15 protein-coding genes are annotated in these 15,605 nt (G+C 34.6%); 9 read left to right on the forward strand and 6 right to left on the reverse strand.

Features of this window, described 5'->3' with window-relative positions; translation table 11 throughout:
* Positions 1-30: 30 nt before the first annotated feature.
* From AC0NBN_RS17125 to AC0NBN_RS17135, 3 genes are all read right to left on the reverse strand, one after another.
* Entirely contained in the window at positions 31-999 is a 969-nt protein-coding gene (locus tag AC0NBN_RS17125; RefSeq protein ID WP_160812554.1) for a T9SS type A sorting domain-containing protein, read from the reverse strand.
* Positions 1,000-1,269: 270 nt separating this feature from the next.
* Complete coding sequence (locus AC0NBN_RS17130) at positions 1,270-1,620, reverse strand: DUF2200 domain-containing protein (RefSeq protein WP_160812553.1); 351 nt, start codon at positions 1,618-1,620, stop codon at positions 1,270-1,272.
* A gap of 62 nt (positions 1,621-1,682) precedes the next feature.
* On the reverse strand, positions 1,683-3,821 hold the full coding sequence (locus AC0NBN_RS17135; protein WP_160812552.1) for a DPP IV N-terminal domain-containing protein: 2,139 nt from the start codon (positions 3,819-3,821) through the stop codon (positions 1,683-1,685).
* Positions 3,822-4,153: 332 nt separating this feature from the next.
* On the opposite strand from AC0NBN_RS17135, the gene AC0NBN_RS17140 reads away from it, so the two are divergent.
* From AC0NBN_RS17140 to gap, 4 genes are all read left to right on the forward strand, one after another.
* A complete protein-coding gene (locus AC0NBN_RS17140) occupies positions 4,154-4,663 on the forward strand; it encodes a YceI family protein (RefSeq protein ID WP_143885269.1) in 510 nt (169 codons plus the stop codon).
* 149 nt (positions 4,664-4,812) lie between these two features.
* Positions 4,813-5,982 (forward strand): carboxypeptidase-like regulatory domain-containing protein, encoded by a 1,170-nt coding sequence (locus tag AC0NBN_RS17145; RefSeq protein WP_160812551.1) that lies wholly within the window; start codon positions 4,813-4,815, stop codon positions 5,980-5,982.
* Between the two features lie 64 nt (positions 5,983-6,046).
* A complete protein-coding gene (pfkA, locus tag AC0NBN_RS17150) occupies positions 6,047-7,033 on the forward strand; it encodes a 6-phosphofructokinase (RefSeq protein WP_143885271.1) in 987 nt (328 codons plus the stop codon).
* A 32-nt stretch (positions 7,034-7,065) separates the two neighbouring features.
* A complete protein-coding gene (gap, locus tag AC0NBN_RS17155; protein ID WP_160812550.1) occupies positions 7,066-8,076 on the forward strand; it encodes a type I glyceraldehyde-3-phosphate dehydrogenase in 1,011 nt (336 codons plus the stop codon).
* Positions 8,077-8,136: 60 nt separating this feature from the next.
* On the opposite strand, the gene AC0NBN_RS17160 is transcribed toward gap, so the two are convergent.
* Positions 8,137-9,030 (reverse strand): hypothetical protein, encoded by an 894-nt coding sequence (locus AC0NBN_RS17160; RefSeq protein ID WP_160812549.1) that lies wholly within the window; start codon positions 9,028-9,030, stop codon positions 8,137-8,139.
* Positions 9,031-9,145: 115 nt separating this feature from the next.
* The gene (locus tag AC0NBN_RS17165) at positions 9,146-10,009 is read right to left on the reverse strand and encodes a GH25 family lysozyme (protein ID WP_160812548.1); all 864 of its coding nucleotides are present in this window, start codon (positions 10,007-10,009) and stop codon (positions 9,146-9,148) included.
* Positions 10,010-10,074: 65 nt separating this feature from the next.
* Between AC0NBN_RS17165 and AC0NBN_RS17170 the strand changes: the two genes are divergently transcribed.
* The 5 genes from AC0NBN_RS17170 to deoC all read left to right on the forward strand — a co-directional run bounded on the left by AC0NBN_RS17170 (position 10,075) and on the right by deoC (position 14,386).
* On the forward strand, positions 10,075-11,337 hold the full coding sequence (locus tag AC0NBN_RS17170) for an NAD(P)/FAD-dependent oxidoreductase (protein WP_143885275.1): 1,263 nt from the start codon (positions 10,075-10,077) through the stop codon (positions 11,335-11,337).
* Positions 11,334-12,005 carry a tRNA (guanosine(37)-N1)-methyltransferase TrmD gene (gene trmD / locus AC0NBN_RS17175; protein ID WP_160812547.1) on the forward strand — a complete coding sequence of 224 codons (672 nt, stop codon included), beginning with the start codon at positions 11,334-11,336 and terminating at the stop codon, positions 12,003-12,005. Before AC0NBN_RS17170 ends, trmD begins: the two co-directional genes overlap by 4 nt.
* A gap of 207 nt (positions 12,006-12,212) precedes the next feature.
* Complete coding sequence (locus tag AC0NBN_RS17180) at positions 12,213-13,154, forward strand: endonuclease/exonuclease/phosphatase family protein (protein ID WP_160812546.1); 942 nt, start codon at positions 12,213-12,215, stop codon at positions 13,152-13,154.
* A gap of 7 nt (positions 13,155-13,161) precedes the next feature.
* Complete coding sequence (locus tag AC0NBN_RS17185; RefSeq protein WP_160812545.1) at positions 13,162-13,632, forward strand: Lrp/AsnC ligand binding domain-containing protein; 471 nt, start codon at positions 13,162-13,164, stop codon at positions 13,630-13,632.
* Between the two features lie 4 nt (positions 13,633-13,636).
* Complete coding sequence (deoC, locus tag AC0NBN_RS17190; RefSeq protein WP_160812544.1) at positions 13,637-14,386, forward strand: deoxyribose-phosphate aldolase; 750 nt, start codon at positions 13,637-13,639, stop codon at positions 14,384-14,386.
* A 33-nt stretch (positions 14,387-14,419) separates the two neighbouring features.
* Here the strand turns inward: deoC and dusB are convergent, their stop codons facing one another.
* Entirely contained in the window at positions 14,420-15,415 is a 996-nt protein-coding gene (dusB, locus tag AC0NBN_RS17195; protein ID WP_160812543.1) for a tRNA dihydrouridine synthase DusB, read from the reverse strand.
* Between the last annotated feature and the right edge of the window lie 190 nt (positions 15,416-15,605).

The following is a 15,605-nucleotide window of genomic DNA, read 5'->3' on the forward strand; positions in this document are numbered from 1 at the left end:
TTAATTGCGGATATTCAAAAATTTTTTAGATCAATTTTTTATAAATTTAGTTTTTTCTGTTTTTTTCGAATCTGAAACTTCAATAAAATAAGAAGAGACAGGCAGGTCAGAAATATCAATATTACCCGATTTATAACGGATTGTTTTCACAAGTTTTCCTTCCAGACTATAAATATTGATGACCGAACCTTCGGGTACATCACCTTTCATACTGATGAAGTTTTTAGCCGGATTAGGATAAATGCTTATTTTTTCTTTCAGATTCACATCTGAAACCGACAAGAATGTTTCATTTAAAGCCTGCGCACCGTTAGTTGTCTGCGGGTTCCCCTGAAAAGTAATCACCGCTGTAGTTGTATTCAGTAAAGGAAATTTGTGAAGATTATCATAATAAGCATAAGAAGTATTGGAAACCGAACCAACAGGAAAACCAAAAATGGTAAGATTAAGATTCTGAACAGATTTTATCCTCAGAACATTGCTGTATGTTTTGGAACCTATTAAAAGAGTGCCTGCTGCATCTGCAGTAATAGCAATAGTTCCGGTGAAATTTCCCGATCCGGATGAAGAAGTGAATGTTCCTGCCGCAGTATCATTTTCCGAATACCCAAAAGCAGCGGGATAACTGATGTAAGTGCCGTTGTTTGTAATAAAATTAAGGGTTGCATCAGGTGTTACCAGTCCTGTAATTTCCAGCTTTGATGCCGTAGCTTTATAATATGCTGTACTTCCGTTACCTGTCATCTTGATTGTAGTTCCTGGAAAGGTAGATATTTCAGTAGCCGTGGGAGCAACATAATTAGATATTGAAGCAGTACCAGCTGTAAGACCAGCATTGTTAAATGTGACATTATTGCCTGTCGCTGAATTGTTTACAGTTCCGTTAACATTCACATTGTTTACCACATCACCAATTACGGGATCATGAAAAGCTTTTGTGATTGTTGTCTGTGCAGAAAACATCCCTGCTGAAAGTATAAATAGTAAATGTTTTTTCATGTATCTAATCTTTTATAGTTTTTTAAATGAATATCTGGTATTAATCATAATGCTTTTTTAACGAGAAGGAGCACAAATATTTTTTCTAATATGATAAAAAGCGGACAATCAGTTTTTTATATCTTATTTAATTATCAAAAATATAATGGCTGAATTTTTAAATAAAGATAAAATATTATCCAATATATTTTAAATTATTTTTATAATGACCATCAAATTAATAAATCCAGAAGTTCAAATTTCAGATGAGTTGTTCTGTCTTAAAGACGTCTAATGACGTAGAATTTTTTCCATTTTCTTTCCTTTAGCAAGCTCGTCAATCAATTTATCCAGATACCTGATGTTACGCATTAGTTCATCATCAATTTCTTCAACTCTATACCCGCAGATCATTCCTTTGATCATTTCCGCATTCGGATTCATTCTCGGTGCTTCAGCAAAAAAACTGGTAAAATCTCTTTTTTGATCCAAAACTTTTTTCAGACTCTCTTCATCATACCCTGTGAGCCAGAAAATAATCTGATGAACTTCTTCCTTTGTTCTTCCCTTTTTCTCTGCCTTTGCAATATAATGGGGATAAACGCTTACAAAAGGCATAGCAAATATTTTTGTATTCTTCATATTAATATCAATAGAATTTGTTTTAAAACAACAAAAATCCGGCTGGTAGACCGGATTTAATTTTATTTTTTAAGATAAAGATCAAAATAATCTGTTACTTTCTGCATCAAATGCACTCTATCTTTACCCACCACATTATGCGGATGTCCCGGATAAACAAAATAATCTATCTGAACTCCGTTATCAACGGCAGATTTTAAGAATTTTACAGAATGTTGCCAAACAACCACATCATCCTGCGCTCCGTGAATCATTAATAGCTTACCTTTCAGATTTTGCACTTTATCCAGAAGATTGGCAGTTTTATAACCATGCGGATTTTCTTCAGGTGTATCCATATATCTTTCGGTATACATGGTTTCGTACATTTTCCAGTCGATAACCGGTCCGCCTGCAACTCCTGCTTTGAAAACTTCCGGATGACGGAGCATAAAGCTTGTCGTCATAAATCCTCCGAAACTCCAGCCGTGAATTCCCATTCTTTCAGAATCTACATAAGGCAGGGATTTTAAATATTTTACGCCCTGCATCTGATCATTCATTTCAGTAGTACCCAAATTTCTGAAAACTGCCTGCTCAAATTTTAATCCCCTGTTGGAAGAACCTCTACCGTCCATCGTAAAGATGATGTAACCATTCTGAGCCATATATTCATACCAAAGATTTCCTGATGCCGGAAAAGAATTGGTAACAATCTGCAAATGCGGTCCGTTATACAAATAAACAATGGTAGGATATTTTTTATTGGGATCAAAATTTGTCGGAAGAATCATCTTGCCATACAATAATGTTCCGTCATCTGCTTTCAGGGTAACATCTTTAATGTCAGGACGCAGATAATTTTTTAATGTATTTTCCGCAGTCAGAATATTGGTAGATTTTAAATTAGCCGTATTGATGATATTGGCAACTCTCGGAGTATTTGCATTGCTGTAAGTATCATACAAATGATTCCCGTCATTGCTCAAAACTGCGGAATGCATTCCTTCAGCATTATCTATCTTTTGCGTTTTAAAAGTATTCCAGTTGATTCTGTAAATATGTCTTTCCAAAGGCGTCTCCTGAGTAGAAACATAATAAATTTCTTTTTTCTTATCATTAAAACCCAATACATCCGTAACCAGCCAGTCGCCTTTTGTGATCTGAGCAATCAGACCTTTTTCCAGGCTGTAATGAAACAAATGATTGTAGCCCGTTCTTTGAATTTGCCAGATAAAATCTGTGTTTGAATTTGGGAAAAACATCAGCGGATGCTGCGGTTCTACATATTTATCATTGGTTTCTTCAAAAAGTGTTCTTACCAGATTTCCCGTCACAGCATCATACTGATTCATTTTCAGATGATTCTGACCTCTGTTGAGAACTCCCACAAAAATATATTTAGAATCGGGACTCCACGTTACGGCAGTTAAATACTGATCTTTTTCTCCATCAATGTTAAGAAAAGTGGTGTTTTGGCTTTTAATATTGTAAACACCTAAAGTTACCTCATGGGAAGTTTTTCCCGGCATCGGGTATTTAATATTATGATTTTCCGCAGGCGTTACAGACCAGTCTATTACCGGATAATCTGCAACCATGGTTTGATCCATCCTGTAAAATGCAATATTTTCTGAGTTTGGAGAAGCAAAGATCCCTTCATTGATTCCGAATTCATTTCTGTGCACCGCCTGTCCGTTGACAATATTTTCATCTGAATCTTTTGTAATGGCAGTAACTTTACCATTTTTATTGATAAAAAGATTGTTTTTTACAGTATAAACAATTGTCTGATTATCTGCTAAAGTTTTTACATTGGCAGTTTCAGGATCAAGAGTATAATTTTTCTTTATTTTCCACTCGCTTCCAGATTTTTCTACCCAGAACATCTGATTATTTGCCGTAAAATAAGCATTGCTGCTGCTGATAAATTTCACAGGAGGAAGTCCTTTCAGCTTTTTATCGGGAAAATTCTTATTGACCTGATAAAGCGAAATCAAAGTATCCTGCTTGTTGGTTTTAAGATCAGTAATTAAATACCCGCCTTTTACTCCCTGAATGTATGATTTGCTGTCAGCTGACCACGAAAACTGAGAAATATTTTTCACTGCTAAGTTACTTCTCATCCCGTTGACCGCTTCAGCCATGGTAAATTTCTGAGTCTGCGCTAAAGCAGTTCCGCCCAAAACTACCATTAATAAAGAAAACTGATGTAATTTCATTGTATAAACTTGAATCTGTCAAAAATAAGAAATAAATGTGAGGTGATGACCGCAAAATAGAATTATCACCCATGAAAATGATGTCTGAAAATGTATTTATTACATCTTTACAGCCCGGATAGAAGCGGTTACCCCGCAGTGAGGCGGCGAAGCAAAGCGGAGCCGACCGAGCGAGGAGTATGAGCGGATAGCCGGAATAGCTGCACAATAAAAATAATTGCAAATTTTATCATCATTCTAAAAGCTAATCGTTTTTCTTATCCTAAATCAATGTTTTAGGTATCAATCTTGCGGTAAATTTGCAATATAATTAACAAAAAAAAATTACTACAATGGCAACAAAATGGAATTTAGACCCAGCTCACAGCGAAATCACTTTTAAAGTAAAGCACATGATGATTTCCAATATTAAAGGAAGCTTCAGAACATTCAACGCAGAAATTGAAGCGGAAGATGATTCTTTCCAGAACGCTAAAACAACTGCGACTATTGATGTAGATTCAATTTTCACTAATAATACGGACAGAGACAACCATTTGAAATCTGCTGAGTTTTTTAATGCAGAAGCTAATCCTAAGATTACTTTTGAAGCTGACTCTTTAAATAGTTCTGTTACCGGAAATATTACGGTAAACGGCATTACAAAACCGATCACTCTGGACGTTGATTTTGGAGGAATCAATGTAGATCCTTGGGGAAATACTAAGGCCGGATTTTCTTTTGAAGGGAAAATCAACAGAAAAGATTTCGGACTTAACTGGAATGCAGCTCTGGAAGCAGGAGGTGTAATGGTAGGTGAAGATGTGAAAATTGCAGGTGAATTACAGTTTGTAAAAGCATAATCAAATAATTAAGCCAAAAATGGCATTTTCATTAAATGTTTTTTTAATCGAAAGGTTCGGATTATACTATAATCTGAACCCTTTTTTTATTCAAAAACTTCAATAGTATGTAATTTTTTCTATCACTAAAAATTTAGTAATATTGTGATATGATGAAACATTTCTTACTACTAATTTTATTTTCTACTTTCCCTTTCCTGTCTGCACAGATCATCAAAGGAAAAGTTGTCAATGACCTTGAAAAACCGATCGCTAATGTCAACATCTATCTTGACGGAACCACAACAGGAACCATTTCTGCAGAAGACGGAAGCTTCAGTCTGGCTTTGCCTTCAAAAAACAACAATACAATTGTTTTTCAGAAAGATTATTATGAGACTTTCAGAATCAACAGTTCAGAAGTAGCCAATAAAACACTGAAAGTGGTTCTTCTAAGAGTACAGGAAATTGAAGAGCTGAAAATTATTCCGTTTACAGAAAAAGCATACAAAAATTACATCAATTATTTTTTAAGTGCGTTTATCGGGGAAGACAGAGAAAACGTAAAAATAAAGAATCAACGCTCCCTGAAATTTTCCTATGATAAAGAGAATAAAGTTCTGCGTGTAAAAGCTCCGCAAACCTTAATTATCGAAAACAAAAAACTGGGATACACTATTGATTATAACCTTCAGGAGTTTAAAGCAGATTTTGAAAACAAGACCACCCTTTTCATTGGAACATCATTCTTTAAAGAAACCAAAAGCTCTGATAAAATAAAACTTAACAGGCTCAATGCTTTTTACGGAAGTCAGGTTCATTTTTTCAGAAGTGTTTATAAAGGAAATACTAAGGAAGAAGGTTATACTGTAAATGCATTAAGCAAAATCCCTAATGATAATTATCCTACAGACGATGAACTGGAGCGCCTTAAAAATTTCCTAAAGAATGTAAAAACCACTGAAACAATATCATTTCCTGAAGATATACAGGATATCAGCAGAAGAAAGAGCAATGAAATGCCGTACAGAACAGTAATCAATAAAATGAATATTCCTGATTCAGATTACACAAAGAAAACTGACGGTGTACTCCTGCTTGATTTCAACGATATTCTTCAGGTAAACTATTACAAATACCGTTATGTACTTAAAAAAGACGGTTATATAAAAGATGGATATCCCATCAAGCAGACTTCTTATCTTCATTCCAACGGTGATGTTTCTGAGATTTATAACAACGGGAATACTTCAGATCCTGCCGGACTGATGAACCAGGGAAGCTTTTCTACAGATAAAATAGATAAACTGCTGCCTTTGGATTATGAGCCGGGAGATTAATACGAAACATACTGCTGTTATCTGAACTTGTTTTTGTAAATTTGTGATTGAAATTTTTTAACAAATGAGAGAAAGTGCTGTAAAAAAAATTGCAGTTTTTACTTCAGGAGGCGACTCTCCGGGTATGAATGCAGCATTAAGAGCAGTTGTAAGAACTGCTAATTATTATAACATCGAATGTTACGGAGTGAGAGAAGGCTACAACGGTCTTATTAATGATGATTTCCTTAAGATGGGACCTCGTTCTGTAAAAAATATAATCAACCAAGGCGGAACTATTCTGAAATCTGCCCGTTCCAAAGAATTTATGACCAAAGAGGGTCGCCAGAAAGCTTATGACAATTGTGTAAAATATGGAATTGATGCTTTGGTGTGTATTGGCGGAGACGGAACTTTTACCGGAGCAAAGATCTTCAACGAAGAATTCGGAATTCGTGTAATCGGGGTACCGGGAACTATTGATAATGATATTTTTGGAACAGATAATACTATTGGCTATGATACGGCTCTGAATACCGCAATGGATGCTATTGACAAAATTCGTGATACGGCAACTTCGCACAACAGGGTATTCTTTGTTGAGGTGATGGGTCGTGATGCAGGTTTTATTGCATTAAACAGTGGTTTGGCAACAGGTGCTTTAGATATTTTGATCCCTGAAAGAAAGGATAGTATGGATGAGCTTTTTGCTACTTTCAGAAATGCTGAAAAAACAGGTAAAGCATCAAGCATCGTTGTTGTGGCAGAAGGCGAAAAGCTGGCTAATATTTATGAATTGGCAGAGCAGACTAAAACAGAATTTCCGGACTATGATATTCGCGTAGCGATTTTAGGACACATCCAAAGAGGAGGCTCGCCAAGCTGTGCAGACAGAGTGTTGGCAAGCAGACTTGGCTACGGTGCAGTAGTAGGATTGATGGACGGACAAAACAATGTAATGGCAGGAATGCGATCTAATGATATTGTGTATACTCCTATTGAAGAAGCCATCAAAAAGCATAACGAAATCAATAAAGATCTTTTGCTGATTTCAGAAATTTTAGCAATCTAATATTTAATATAATTTTTAAAAATCAAAACACTATGTCAACAATTAAAGTAGGTATTAACGGGTTTGGTAGAATCGGTCGTCTTGTTTTCAGAGCAATGACAGAGAGAAACAACATTGAAGTTGTAGGAATCAACGATCTTATCAATGCAGAATACATGGCTTATATGCTTAAATATGATTCTGTACACGGAATTTTCCCTGGAGAAGTATCTGTAGATGGTAATGACCTTGTCGTAAACGGGAAAAAAATCAGAGTAACTGCTGAAAAAGACCCAAGCAACCTAAAGTGGGACGAAATCGGTGCTGAGTATATCGTAGAATCTACCGGTTTGTTTTTAGATAAAGAAAGCGCTGCAAAACATATTACGGCAGGTGCAAAGAAAGTAATTCTTTCTGCTCCTTCCAAAGATAATACACCAATGTTTGTAATGGGTGTAAACCACACTGAATTGACTGATGATGTAAAAATCTTATCCAATGCTTCTTGTACAACCAACTGTTTAGCTCCTTTGGCTAAAGTTATCCACGATAACTTCGGAATCGTAGAAGGTTTGATGACTACAGTACATGCTACAACGGCAACTCAGAAAACTGTTGACGGTCCTTCAATGAAAGACTGGAGAGGTGGTAGAGCCGCTTTAAATAATATTATTCCTTCTTCTACAGGTGCTGCAAAAGCAGTAGGAAAAGTAATCCCTTCATTGAACGGAAAACTAACGGGTATGTCTTTCAGAGTACCAACTGTTGACGTTTCTGTAGTAGATTTAACAGTAAGAATCGAAAAGTCTGCTTCTTATGAAGAAATCTGTTCAGTAATTAAGGCTGCTTCTGAAGGTGAATTGAAAGGCATTCTTGGATATACTGAAGATGCTGTAGTTTCTCAGGATTTCGTAGGTGATAAGAGAACTTCTATCTTCGATAAAGATGCAGGAATTATGCTTTCTCCAAACTTTGTGAAATTGGTTTCTTGGTATGACAACGAAATGGGTTATTCAAACAAATTGGTTGATATGTTAATTCACGCAGCTTCTTTGTCTAACTAATTTCAATTTAGATATATAAATAAAACCTTCCGATTGGAAGGTTTTTTTTGTTACTCTTTTTTAAAGATTAAATAAAGAATATCCTATAGCAATACCAATCCAAGGTTGCTTATTATAATTCCATTTTTCAGAATCAAGACCTATTGCATAATCCCATCCAACAAATCCACCAATATTAATTTTATTATATGAATAAGCTAAGCCAAAACCAATACTTGCTAAACCTTTAGTTATTTTAACATCCTCAGACAAAGGAATTTCTGCAGCTGAAGTATTATTTTTATTGAGTTCGACAGTAGATGATCCTAAAAATACTCCGAGAGTAAGCTTATGATTATTTGTAATGCTACCTACTTTTTCTCTGTAAAAAAAACTAGTTTTTCCAACAGAAAAACCTATGAATAAATTTGCATTTAAAGCTGCTGTAGAAAATTCTTCTGATATATTAGATTGTTTGAATCTATATTTAATTGGAATTGTAAATGCAGAAATTGTTCCTTCATAAAAATATAGCCCAATATTATCTCTGTTTATTAGATCATAGTGATAAATACAATCTTCTCTTTCATTACTTTCTGAAATATTTTTATTTATAATGATTTTGTTTTCATCAAACTTAACATATCCCCAAAAACCACCTTCTACATCTTTTTCTTTTTTTGTAGTTAAATTTTCATAAAAGCTATCATCAATTTTTATTTCTCTGAAGATAGTATGAGGTTTACCATTAATTTCAATTTGTTCCCTAACTTGAATTAAATTTCCTTGTGGATATATTTTTTTTACAGACTCAATATCATTCCTATCCCAATTAGAAAATTTTACAGATTCATCTTTCTTTAATATGATCTTTTGAAATTTTTTAGGTATGTAATAGGTTCTTTTAAAATTTTCTTGCCCAAAAGCAGTAATCATCAACCCAAGCAGAAACAATAATACAATTTTTGTTTTCATAATTATTTAGTTTTTTAGTTGTTTTGGTATTTTTTAGTCATTACAAATATTTAAATTTTCACCAAATAAAAAAATCACCCTTTTGGGTGATTTATAATGATACTTTAAAACAGAATCAATCCAACGTCAGACTTTTCAGCGACCAGATTCCGCCATTGTAAATATTGAGATCTATTTTAGAATTTATTCCGTAGACAATTCCATTTTCAGTAAACTGCCAAAAATACCATTGATCTTCAGGAGAAGGTTCCGGAACATCGTTATAATTAGCAAGCCAGATTGGATAACCATCAAATTCGCCTTTAAGAAAATCTTTATAGTAATGATAATAAGTGTAAATAATCGGTTTTTTGCCGTATGTTTCCTCCACAATTTTACACCAGACTTTTAAATCTTCGATCAGTTTTTGTTTGGATTTTTTTCTCGGAATTTTTTCAATATCCAAAACAGGAGGCAGATCTCCGCTTTCCAGTTTTACATTTTCCAGAAAATTATTAGCCTGAATTACCGGATCTTCATCTGCTCTGTAAAAATGATATGCTCCTCGAATCAGGTTGTGTTTTTTCGCTGACTCCCAAAACTCATCAAAATTTTTATCTGCATTGCGGTTTCCCATCGTAGCCCTCATCACCACAAACTCTAGAGGAATGGTTTTGTTGCCTATGCTCAGGCTGTCCCATTGTATGTCTTCTTTATTCTGATAATGTGAAATATCAAATCCGAAAGTTTTATCAAGATTATCCGAAAGTATTTTCTGAATTCTAAAGGTTTCGCTTTCACTGTTTTGAAGTTTCTTATGAGTAAATTTATTAAAATACAGGGCATAGTAATAAGAAATAGACTGTTTCAGGTAAAAGCCGGTTCCGATAAGAGCAACAATAAGAATAAACAATAAAATTCTTCGACGGAGAAAATAGTTTCTCCATCTCTTTTTATGTATTTTTTTGGCAGTTTTTTTGGTGTATTTTCCAGAACTCATAAAGTTTTACAAAACTAGCTTTTAAGCTCCTAAAATACTAAATAAAATCAGTAAATTTGTTTACTATGGAGACACGGGAAAAGATTATTATCATTGGCGGAGGCTTCGCCGGACTTCAGCTTGCTAAATCTCTCAACAATAAAAATAAAAAAGTAATTGTGCTGGATAAAGTGAATCATCACATGTTTCAGCCTCTTTTTTATCAGGTTGCCTGCGGAAGAATTGAGCCGTCCAACATTTCTTTTCCTTTCAGAAAAATTTTTCAGCAGTCCAGAAATACTCAATTCCGCTTAACGGAAGTAAAAGAAATAATTCCATCACAAAATAAAGTTATCACAGATGACGCCGAGTTTACTTACGACAAACTAATCATCGCTACAGGATGTAAAACCAATTTTTTTGGCAACAAAGAATTAGAAACTAAAGCTTTCGGTATGAAAAACACACAGGAAGCAATCGGTATCAGAAATCATGTGCTGATGACTTTTGAAAAGCTTATTCTCGAAAAAAGCCGCAGCGATGACGGAAACTGGAATATTGTCATCGTAGGAAGCGGACCTACCGGCGTAGAATTAGCAGGAGCTTTTTCTGAGATGAAAAAAGAAATTCTTCCGCGTGATTATCCTTACATGAATTTTAATCAGTTGGAAATTATTCTGGTAAGCTCTACTGAAAAGCCTTTGGCGGTGATGAGCAAGGAAGCGCAGGACAAATCCGAACAGTATCTAAAAGAACTTGGTGTAAAATTCATGAGCGGTGAAGTAGTAACCGACTATGATGGTGACAAAGTTTACCTAAGAAGCGGTAAAGAAATCCCTTCTAACAATGTTATCTGGGCAGCAGGAGTTACAGGAAATGTGATTGATGGTTTTCCCGCCGAAAATCTTATAAGAAACCGGTATATTGTAGACCGCTTTAACAAAGTGAAAGGTTACGATAATATCTATGCCATAGGTGATATTGCTTACATGGAAACCCCAAAATATCCACAGGGTCATCCGCAGGTTGCCAATGTAGCCATCAATCAGGCCAAAAATTTAGGAAGAAATTTCCTCCGGAAAAATAAGTCCGAATGGGTAGAATATGAATATAAGGATCAGGGTTCTCTGGCGACAATAGGAAAACACAGAGCCGTTGTAGATTTACCTTTTATAAAATTTCAGGGACTTTTTGCATGGTATTTTTGGATGTTTCTTCATTTAATGCTTATTTTGAGCGTTCGAAACAAACTGGCAATATTTTTTAACTGGATGTGGAGCTATTTTAATAAAGATTCTTCATTACGTTTAATAATTGCCCCAAACAAGAAAAACAGCACACAGCAATGAGAATTGATATCATAAGCGTACTTCCGGAACTTATGGAAAGTCCGTTTAAAACTTCTATTTTGAAAAGAGCAGTAGATAAAGGAATTGTAGAAGTACATTTTCATCAGTTAAGAGACTGGTCGGTCAACAAACACAGGCAAATTGATGACGAACCTTATGGTGGCGGCGCAGGAATGGTAATGATGGTAGAACCTTTAGACAAGTGTATTTCTGAGCTTAAATCTCAGCGTAATTATGATGAGATCATTTATCTTACTCCGGATGGCGAAACTTTAAATCAAAAAATGGCTAACTCGCTATCCATCAAAAAAAGTCTTATTTTCTTGTGCGGTCACTATAAAGGAATTGACCAGCGCGTAAGAGATCTTCATATTACTAAAGAAATTTCTATTGGAGATTTTGTTCTTACAGGTGGTGAATTAGCAGCTTGTGTTTTAGCTGATTCTATTATCCGACTGGTTCCTGGAGTTTTGAATGATGAGCAAAGCGCACTTACAGACAGTTTTCAGGATGATCTCCTTTCTCCGCCAATCTATACACGTCCTGAATCTTACAAAGGACTGGAAGTACCGAAAATTCTTCTGAGCGGAAATTTTGCAAAAATTGAAGAATGGAGACATGAGCAGGCTTTAAAAATTACCACTGAAAAAAGACCAGATCTTTTATAATATGTTTTTATCATTACAAATACTACTTAGTTTTAAAACCATTTTTCACTCCTGATCATAAGTTTTTAGCGGCAACTTCATTTTTGATTGATTATTGAAAGAGTAAATAAAAATTTCTTGTACAAAACTATAAGATCATTAGTTTGTAAATGATTTTTTTAATAAATTTATTCAACTAAATAATGACCACAATTCGAAAATAAGAGGATGGAACTTTTTGCTTTTTATAATGTTGAAAATCTATTCCTTCCTGATCCCGCTCCGGTTCACAGACTTGATCCTACCATTTCGGGCTTAAGAAACTGGGATGAAAGAAAATACAGGATAAAACTATCCAAAATAGCTCATGTATTTCGCCTTATAAAAGAAGAGCACGGGACGCTTCCGTGCATTATTGGTCTTTGCGAAATTTCCGGAAAACAAGTTTTGGAAGATTTGGTAAAACTTGATCCTTTCAGTTCCCGTTATGGCATTGTACATTACAACTCTCTGGACGAAAGAAGAGTAGATGTTGCTTTACTCTTCGATCGCTCAAAAATTGAGATTTTAGATTCTGAAGCGATTACTTTTTTCTTCGAAATTGTAGATCATAAGCCCGACAATTATGACACTACAAGAGACGTGCTTTTTGCAAAGCTGAAATTTAAAAATGAAATAATCAATGTTTTTGTAGCTCACCTTCCTTCTAAAAGAGAAAAAGACATCAATCTTCCGAAACGTACTTTTATTATCAATGAAGTAAAAAACAGAGTGCTGAATATTATCCGTTCTGATCAGGAAAAAGTAGTAGTTTGTGGTGATTTTAACCAAAATCCGGACGAAGAAAACCTGATCAAATTCCTGTATGACGAGAATCAAAACAGAATAATGCATAATCCTTTCCAAAAGCTGTATTCAAGCAGGCAATATTCTAACTTTCATTATAAATCGGGATTGCTGTTTGATCAAATTTTACTGTCAGATTCCTTTTTTGAGGACAATTCTTCCTTAAGATTTGAAAAAGCAGCTGTCTTTAACTCCGAAAATATTAGCGTTAAAATAAAAGGATCAGATCAAAGACCTTTCCGAACATTTGCCGGAACAAGATATTTGGGAGGATTCAGTGATCATTATCCTGTTTTAGTAACAATTAAAGAAAACTTGAGATAAAATAAATATGAAAAACACAAGCACAACTACTTACGAACTGGATCCTCTTGATAAAGAGATAATTTATATGCTGATGGACAATTCTAAAAGTTCATTGGCTTATATATCTAAACAAGTAGGGATTTCTACTACTGCAGTACATCAAAGAATTAAAAAGCTTGAACTTGCAGGTGTAATTGAAAATGCGATTTCTATTCTAAACCCCAGAATGATTGGTTATAAAGTTGTATGCTACATAGGAATGTTTCTAGATCAACCCAGCCATTATTCTAATGTTGTAAAAGATTTGAAAGAAGTGAATGAAGTTGTAGAAGCACATTACACAACAGGTAATTACACTATTTTCCTTAAAGTGCTGTGTAAGGATAACGATCACCTTATGGAAATTTTAAGAATTTTACAGAAAATGAAAGGTGTAACAAGAACGGAAACTTTCATATCTTTGGAGCAAGGTATTTACCGACAACTCAAAGTTTAATCATATGAATATTGCTCAGTATTTAGACTCTACGTATTTAAAAACTCCCAATCAGTCTGGACTTTCAGAAGATGAAACCCTAAAGCAAGTAGAACAGCTTACACAGGAGGCTATTGATCATCACATTTTTGCAGTGATGATAAGACCTGATTATGTTGCTGAGGTAAAAAAAATGATTAAAGAAAAACATTCGGAAGTGGTTGTAGGTACTGTAATCGGCTTTCATGAAGGAAACATTCCAATGGAAGAGAAATTGGCTGAAGCTGCTAAAGCCATTGAAAATGGTGCTGATGAACTGGATTTTGTCATCAATTACAGAGCGTATCTTAATGGAGATATTAGTAGTGTAGAAAATGAATTTATTACCTGCACTCATTTATGCTTTAAACATAATAAAATAGCTAAATGGATCATTGAGATTGCGGCTTTAAACAATGAACAAATTGCTGATCTTACAAAAAAAATATCTGAGTGGGCTGAAACTAATTTTCCCGAAAATTATTTAGAAAAAATATTTATAAAATCTTCAACAGGCTTTTTTGAGACAAACGACAATAAACCCAATGGAGCAACTTCCGAAGGAATCAAGATAATGCTTAAAAATGCGGGCAAACTGCCTGTAAAAGCAGCCGGTGGAGTAAGAACGAAAGAAGATGCAGAAAAAATGATTAAGCTGGGTGTAAAACGAATTGGTACTTCTTCTGCTCTAGGCTTATTGTCTGACACTACTTCTTCCTCAGAAAAAGATTATTAATAAAACAACCCATCGAAAATGATGGGTTGTCTTTTATATTTGTGCATGATATTCTTTGTAAAAATCCTGTGTTTCTTCAATTACAGCATCCATTTCTTCCAATGTAAACACTTCCAAAAATTTCTTTCTGAAATCTTTAAAATGAGGAACGCCCCGGAAGTAATTACTGTAATGCTGTCTCATTTCAACCAATCCTAATCTTTCTCCTTTCCATTCGGCACTCCATTCGGCATGCTGTCTTACGGCAAGTAACCTGTCAGCAACTGTAGGCGGATTCAGATGTTCTCCTGTTGCAAAAAAATGTTTAATCTCATTAAATATCCATGGATATCCAATGGCTGCTCTTCCTATCATAATTCCATCACAAGCATATTTATTCTTATATTCTAATGCTTTTTCTGGAGAATCTATATCTCCATTTCCAAAAATGGGTATTTCAATATTCGGATTTTGCTTTATACGTGAAATATGTTCCCAATCCGCTTCACCCTTATACATCTGCGCTCTTGTTCTGGCATGTATTGTTAAAGCTTTAATTCCTGTTTCCTGAAGCCTTTCCGCAACTTCATCAATATTAATTGAATGGCTGTCCCAGCCTAAACGAGTTTTTACAGTTACTGGAAGACTTGTAGAATTCACCACAGCCTTAGTGAGTCTTACCATAAGGTCAATATCCTTTAATACACCTGCTCCGGCACCTTTGCAAACAACTTTTTTTACAGGGCAGCCGAAATTGATATCAACAAGATCCGGATTTACTGTTTCCACAATTCTTGCAGACATAGCCATAGCCTCTTCATCTCCACCAAAAATCTGAATACCGACTGGGCGTTCATAATCAAAAATGTCCAGTTTTTTTCTACTTTTTATTGCATCCCGAATCAATCCTTCAGAAGAAATAAATTCAGAATACATAAGGTCTGCACCATGCATTTTACACAATCGTCTGTATGGAGGATCACTTACATCTTCCATTGGTGCTAAAAGTAATGGGAATTCGGGCAGTTCTATATTGCCAATTTTAATCATACTGCAAATTTACAAATTTCTAAACTTTAATCAATGATATAATATCTATGACAATTATCTTTAATTTAGTTGATTATGACATAATCTGTATTTTGTTGTAATATATCAGATTAGGTGTTACATAAAAGTCTGAGGTGGTAAATTTTGTGATAGTAATTTGATTCTGATTAAAGGTTTTCCATTAAACTCA

This window comes from Chryseobacterium sp. L12, from assembly GCF_056133985.1.

Bases quoted from the DNA above. Each gene is read 5' to 3' on its own strand.
- gap (WP_160812550.1), top strand. From the start codon at position 7,066: ATGTCAACAATTAAAGTAGGTATTAACGGGTTTGGTAGAATCGGTCGT.
- trmD (WP_160812547.1), top strand. From the start codon at position 11,334: ATGAGAATTGATATCATAAGCGTACTTCCGGAACTTATGGAAAGTCCG.
- AC0NBN_RS17160 (WP_160812549.1), bottom strand. From the start codon at position 9,030: ATGAAAACAAAAATTGTATTATTGTTTCTGCTTGGGTTGATGATTACT.
- AC0NBN_RS17145 (WP_160812551.1), top strand. From the start codon at position 4,813: ATGATGAAACATTTCTTACTACTAATTTTATTTTCTACTTTCCCTTTC.
- AC0NBN_RS17185 (WP_160812545.1), top strand. From the start codon at position 13,162: ATGAAAAACACAAGCACAACTACTTACGAACTGGATCCTCTTGATAAA.
- pfkA (WP_143885271.1), top strand. From the start codon at position 6,047: ATGAGAGAAAGTGCTGTAAAAAAAATTGCAGTTTTTACTTCAGGAGGC.
- dusB (WP_160812543.1), bottom strand. From the start codon at position 15,415: ATGATTAAAATTGGCAATATAGAACTGCCCGAATTCCCATTACTTTTA.
- AC0NBN_RS17140 (WP_143885269.1), top strand. From the start codon at position 4,154: ATGGCAACAAAATGGAATTTAGACCCAGCTCACAGCGAAATCACTTTT.
- AC0NBN_RS17165 (WP_160812548.1), bottom strand. From the start codon at position 10,009: ATGAGTTCTGGAAAATACACCAAAAAAACTGCCAAAAAAATACATAAA.
- deoC (WP_160812544.1), top strand. From the start codon at position 13,637: ATGAATATTGCTCAGTATTTAGACTCTACGTATTTAAAAACTCCCAAT.
- AC0NBN_RS17130 (WP_160812553.1), bottom strand. From the start codon at position 1,620: ATGAAGAATACAAAAATATTTGCTATGCCTTTTGTAAGCGTTTATCCC.
- AC0NBN_RS17180 (WP_160812546.1), top strand. From the start codon at position 12,213: ATGGAACTTTTTGCTTTTTATAATGTTGAAAATCTATTCCTTCCTGAT.
- AC0NBN_RS17135 (WP_160812552.1), bottom strand. From the start codon at position 3,821: ATGAAATTACATCAGTTTTCTTTATTAATGGTAGTTTTGGGCGGAACT.
- AC0NBN_RS17125 (WP_160812554.1), bottom strand. From the start codon at position 999: ATGAAAAAACATTTACTATTTATACTTTCAGCAGGGATGTTTTCTGCA.
- AC0NBN_RS17170 (WP_143885275.1), top strand. From the start codon at position 10,075: ATGGAGACACGGGAAAAGATTATTATCATTGGCGGAGGCTTCGCCGGA.